4 protein-coding genes and 3 pseudogenes are annotated in these 4931 nt (G+C 69.2%); 5 read left to right on the top strand and 2 right to left on the bottom strand.

Annotated features, from left to right (window positions below; all coding sequences use genetic code 11):
* Nucleotides 1–23: 23 nt before the first annotated feature.
* A protein-coding gene (locus tag AC2TEW_RS38210) for an IS630 family transposase (RefSeq protein ID WP_484627739.1) occupies nt 24–1096 on the bottom strand; the annotation gives its coding sequence in 2 pieces (ribosomal slippage) (nt 24–613 and nt 613–1096; 1074 coding nt in all).
* A gap of 66 nt (nt 1097–1162) precedes the next feature.
* Between AC2TEW_RS38210 and AC2TEW_RS38205 the strand changes: the two are divergent.
* Nucleotides 1163–1375 (top strand): annotated as a pseudogene (locus AC2TEW_RS38205) (transposase); the annotation flags it as partial.
* 5 nt (nt 1376–1380) lie between these two features.
* Here the strand turns inward: AC2TEW_RS38205 and AC2TEW_RS38200 are convergent.
* Nucleotides 1381–2748 carry an MFS transporter gene (locus tag AC2TEW_RS38200; RefSeq protein ID WP_484627772.1) on the bottom strand — a complete coding sequence of 456 codons (1368 nt, stop codon included), beginning with the start codon at nt 2746–2748 and terminating at the stop codon, nt 1381–1383.
* A gap of 412 nt (nt 2749–3160) precedes the next feature.
* On the opposite strand from AC2TEW_RS38200, the pseudogene AC2TEW_RS38195 reads away from it, so the two are divergent.
* The 4 genes and pseudogenes from AC2TEW_RS38195 to AC2TEW_RS38180 all read left to right on the top strand — a co-directional run.
* A pseudogene (locus AC2TEW_RS38195) lies at nt 3161–3388 on the top strand (transposase); the annotation flags it as partial.
* 136 nt (nt 3389–3524) lie between these two features.
* Nucleotides 3525–3752 (top strand): annotated as a pseudogene (locus AC2TEW_RS38190) (IS3 family transposase); the annotation flags it as partial.
* Nucleotides 3726–4538: a transposase family protein gene (locus AC2TEW_RS38185; RefSeq protein ID WP_484627773.1), complete on the top strand. Its 813-nt coding sequence runs from the start codon at nt 3726–3728 to the stop codon at nt 4536–4538. The pseudogene AC2TEW_RS38190 and the gene AC2TEW_RS38185, both read left to right, overlap by 27 nt.
* Before the next feature lie 50 nt (nt 4539–4588).
* On the top strand, nt 4589–4931 hold a 343-nt coding region (locus AC2TEW_RS38180), incomplete at its 3' end, for a transposase (RefSeq protein ID WP_484627410.1).

Here is a 4931-nt window from a genome sequence, read left to right as displayed (position 1 = left end):
TTGAGGTTGAAGTAGTGAGGTGATTATGGGAGTTGGAAGGTCAGGCCGGTCTCGGCGATGAAGCCGTCGATGGGGCGGGGACGGTACTGCGTTTTCTTCAGTCGGGTCCGGACCGCCGTGGCGAGCTGGTCGGTGGTGTGGGGTGCGAGGTTGGCCAGACTCTTCTTGAGGTGGGCCCACACACCCTCGGCGGGGTTGAGGTCCGGCGCATACGGCGGCAGGCGGAAGACGGTCAGCCACGAGCGGGTGGCGATCAGCTCGCGCATCACGCGGTCGGTGTGGGCGGTGGCGTTGTCCCACACCAGGACGAGCGGGCCGCCGAGCTGCTGGTGGGCTGCATCGAGCAGCCGGGCGAGGTCCTTCTCGCGGAAGCCCTTCTTCTCGCCCTTGCGGCCACGATGGACGATCATGCGGTAGATCAGTCGGGTCCGCGGGTCACCGGGCCGGACGCACACGAGCCCGGCGGGCGAGACGCGGCCGGAGCCCTTGCCGGTGACCTTCACGACGGGTGTCTGTCCCTTCCGGGACCAGGTGCGCGCCTTCGGAGGCCTCAGCGACTGGCCTGCCTCGTCCTCGAAGACCACCCACGCGCCCTGGTCCCGTGCGGTTTTCCCACGGCGGGCCAGGTCTCCTCCCGCCAGGCGGCCACCGCCGCGTCGTCGCGCTCCACCGGGCGATGCATCGGGACTTGCACGCTCCAGCCCATCCGGTGCAGGACCAGCGACATGCCCTTCAGACTGTAGGAGACCTTGAACAGCCGCTCGACCAGCACCGCGATCCGGGCCGGCGTCCAGCGCTGGTCCTCCGTCCAGCCGTGCGCGGCCGGCCCCCGCGTCAGCTCCGCCTCGAGCCGCTGCGGCTGCTCAATGTCCAACCGACACCGCGGGCCCTGCGTCCCCTTCGACACCAGCGCCTGGACACCGCCATCCCGCCACCGGGCTTGCCAGGCATAGACGGACTTCCGCGACACCCGCAGCCGCCGCGCGACCTCCGACGGGCGCACTCCCTGTTCGAACAACTCCGCGGCCTCGAAGCGCACCCGCTCCCGCTTCGCCCGCCCTACGGCGGTCAGCCCGCCGCCATCCGCATACCTCATACGCACGGAGTAGCGAAAAGATCATCATCTGTCACCCCCTCGCGACAACCTCAGTTGCTGTGGAGGCGCGGCATCAAGCCGATGATCGCCCGACGCGGCGTCGCCCACGGCTCCGGACTCGGCCGCACCCGCTGGGTCGTAGAGCGCACCTTCGCCTGGCTCCACCAGTTCAAGCGCCTCCGCACCCGCTACGAGCGACGCCCCGACCTCTACCAAGGACTACTCGACCTCGCCTGCAGCATCATCATCTGCCTCCGGCGCCTTCGAAAGTCATTCTGAAACGATCAGTGAGCCTGCTCCGGGGCGCGCCGGACGGCCTGCGCGGTGTGGCCGAGGTCAAGACCTGTGGTTTCCGGTGCTAGGCGGTGGGAGACGAGTGCCCCGACGGCCAGCACGGTCGCGCCGACCAACATGGTGGGCCCCACCCCTGCGTGCTGGAGGAGGAGCGGCAGTAGGAAGGTGCCAGCAGCCGCGCCGATCCGACTCATCGCAGTGGCGAATCCCACCCCGGTAGACCGGATCGAGGTCGGAAAGACCTCCAGCGGGTACACCGCCGTCAGCGTCGAGGAGGCGGCGTTGAGCAGTGCGAAGAGGAGGAAGCAGATGAGGACGACCGCGAGGGGGGCGGTGGGCCACACACCCAGGACGGCGAGGGCGGCCGCGGTGATCCACAGCGGGGGTATGAGGAGTTTGCGGCGGCCGATTCGCTCCACTAGCAGGCAGCCGATCGTGACACCGACGACCGCGACGGCATTGGCGGCCAGGGAGCCGGCCAGGGCCTCGGAACCCAGACCCAGGGACCCCAGGACTTGTGGGGAGAACGTGCCGATGGCGAAGTAGGGAAGTACCAGAGCGCCCCAGAAGGTGCTAACGAAGACAGTGGCGCGTCGGTGCTCGGAGCTGAACAGAGCTCGGATGCCGCAATGCGCGGACCCGGCCGTGCGGGCGGCGTATTCGGCTTCGACGTCGATTTCCACCCCGTAGCGGTGGATGAGCTCCTCGGCCTTCTCCCGTCGGTTGCGGCTGAGCAGCCAGCGGGCGGACTCGGGAACGCTCTTGCGCAGGGCGACACACACCAAAGCGATGAACACACTGCTGCCCAGGGTCCAACGCCATCCCCCGGCCACCCCGATGAGCAGGTAACCAACGGTGAACGCCGCCATGTAGCCCACATACCAGCTTACTTCGAGACTGGCGAGCAGCCTGCCGCGGTTGCCGCTGGGGGTGTACTCCGACAGTAGGGGTGCGCCGACCGCGTACTCGCCGCCGATCGCGATGCCCATGAGCAGGCGGACCGCGAACAACTGCCAGGCGCCGTCGACGAAGAACTGAAGGACCGAGCCGGCCAGGAAGAGCAGGATGTCTGCGAGGAAGACGGTTCGGCGGCCGAAGCGGTCGGCGCACCAGCCGAACAGGGGGCCTCCGATGAAAATGCCGACCAGGGCAGAGGCACCGATCAGTCCAGCCCACCAGGCGGACATGCCCAGGGCGTGTGAGATGGTTGGCAGGGTTGACCCGAGGCCGCCAAGCACATAGCCATCGATCCCCTGGCCCAGCTGGGTGGTAAGCCTGAGGCGGGACTGTAGCCGACGGCCTCGGTGATCGCGCTGCGCGGCCGCAGCCCCGTCTGCGAGAGCTGGTGGAGCTGTCATATCTGTCCTGTCTGAGGCGCTGCCGTGCTGGCAGTCCGGACTGGGACAACCGGTTACGCGGTGCCCGCCTGCGCCGCCGCTGCGTCGAAGAGGTGCCCGGACGAGCCGTGCCGGGTACTGCCGTCCAGAGTGCCCGAGCGCAATCCCCGTCTGGGCTGCCCGACCGGGCCACACAGCGGATGATTCTCGGGGCGGGGCGGGCAGAGTCGAGTTCGCCGCCGGCAGGGCAAGAGATTTTGTCCGCGGACAACATCCCCGACCAGCGCGGCACTGATACCTGCTCCACCCCGGGCACGACGGGCGGGGTGCGGGCGCTGCCCAGTGGTCGCCAGGAGCCGGCGTGAGGTTACCCCGAAGTGCGGAAGGTTGCCGGAGATGGCCTGATGGGCCATGAGAAGGGAACCTCTCTGCCATGGCTGCACCGATGAAGTACCCGCCCGAGTTGCGGCAGCGAGCTGTTGCCGCGTATCGCGCCGCCGATCCGAAGCCGGTGATCCGCCAGATGGCCCGCGATCCCGGGGTGCACCACGAGGCCCTGCGCAACTGGATTCGCCGGGACGAGGCGGATCGGGGCGAGCGCGACGATCGGCTGACCACCGTGGAGAAGGAGGAGCTGGCCGCTCTGCGCAAGGAGAACGCCGAGCTGCGGCGCTCGTCCGAGATCCTCAAGGCCGCCTCGGCTTTTTCGCCCAGGAGCCCGACCCGACCCGACGACGGTACTGAAGCTCATCGACGAGCACCAGGACCGCTTCGGGGCCGAGCCCGTCCTCCGGTAACTGCACATCCCCGCCTCCACCTACTACCGCTGGCGCCGCGACGTCCACGAACCCTGCGAGCGCAGGCGCCACGACGCCGAGCTGACCGCGCACATCCGCCGCATCCACGCCGAGTCCGACGAGACCTACGGCTCCCCGTGCGTCCACGCCGTCCTGCGGCGCAAGGGCACCCACGTCGGCCACAAGCGGGTCGAGCGCCTGATGCGCCAAGCCGGACCCCAGGGCGTCAGCCCGCGCCGGCCCCGCGGCTCCACCCGCCTCAACCCGGCCGCCGAATCCGCCCCGGACCTGGTCCAGCGCGACTTCACCGCCGACGCCCCGAACCGGCTGCGGGTCGCCGGCATCTCGCTCATCCCGCCCGGCGAGGGCCCGTGGTGGTTTGCCTCGATCCACGACGCCTTCTCCCGCCGGATCGTGGGCCGGCACACCTCCGAGCGCGCGGACGCCGACCTGGTCCCCACCGCCCTGGAGCACGCGCTGCACGGCCGGCCCGTCGAGCCCGGGAAACTGATTCATCACAGCGACCACGAGTGTCAGGGTGGATTCAACCGGTCGTCGCAACACCCTGATTTCGGAGGGGTGTGGCGTGGTCACAGCGGACTGGCGTTCGGTCGGCGTGTCGTGGCCAGTGGGTGCGAGGTGGTTCCGTCACGCCGGCGGCATGCCTCCGATCTCGTTGGCCGAACCCTCGGTGGCCTGCCAGCCGTGCGGTCACGCCGCGGACCTCGTCGACGACGCCCGGGCAAGCTCCGCGGCGACAAGGCCTACCACGCCGCCGACACCCTCGCCTGGCTGCGTCAGCGCGGCATCACACCCAGCATCGCCCGCCCGGGCGTCGACACCTCGAAGCGACTCGGCCGCCACCGATGGAAGATCGAGCGCAGCATCGCCTGGCTTTTCGGCTACCGCAGACTGACCGTCAGAAATGAACGGAAGGGTTCCCACTTTGCCGCCTCCCTCGGTCTCGCCGCAGCCCTGACCTGCTACAAGAAGCTCGCCAAACTATCCACATGAGACATGCTTTAAGAAGTCATCTCATTTGGGCGGTTGGGTAGACTCCGGGCGTGCTGATCGTGGAGCGTCTGGTGCCGGACGAGTTGTGGGCGCTGTTCCAGTTGGTGGTGCCGGACGCGCCGACTCGTCCGCAGGGCGGTGGTCGGCGGCGACACGGTGACCGGGAGGTTCTGGCGGCGATCGTGTTCGTCGCGACCTCCGGGTGCACGTGGGCCCAGTTGCCGCCGTGCTTCGGCCCGTCCGGGCCGACGGCCCATCGACGCTTCACCGAGTGGAGCAAGGCCCGCGTGTGGGCCAAGCTCCACCGGGTCGTCCTCGACGAACCCGGCTCGCGGGGCGAGCTGGACCGGTCGCGGTGCGCGGTCGACTCGGTGAACATGAGGGCCCTGAAAA

The sequence above is a fragment of the Kitasatospora sp. NEAU-CNBT7 genome (assembly GCF_057220535.1).
Note: the sequence above shows the minus strand (reverse complement) of the source record. Positions and strands in the feature narration are given on the sequence as shown.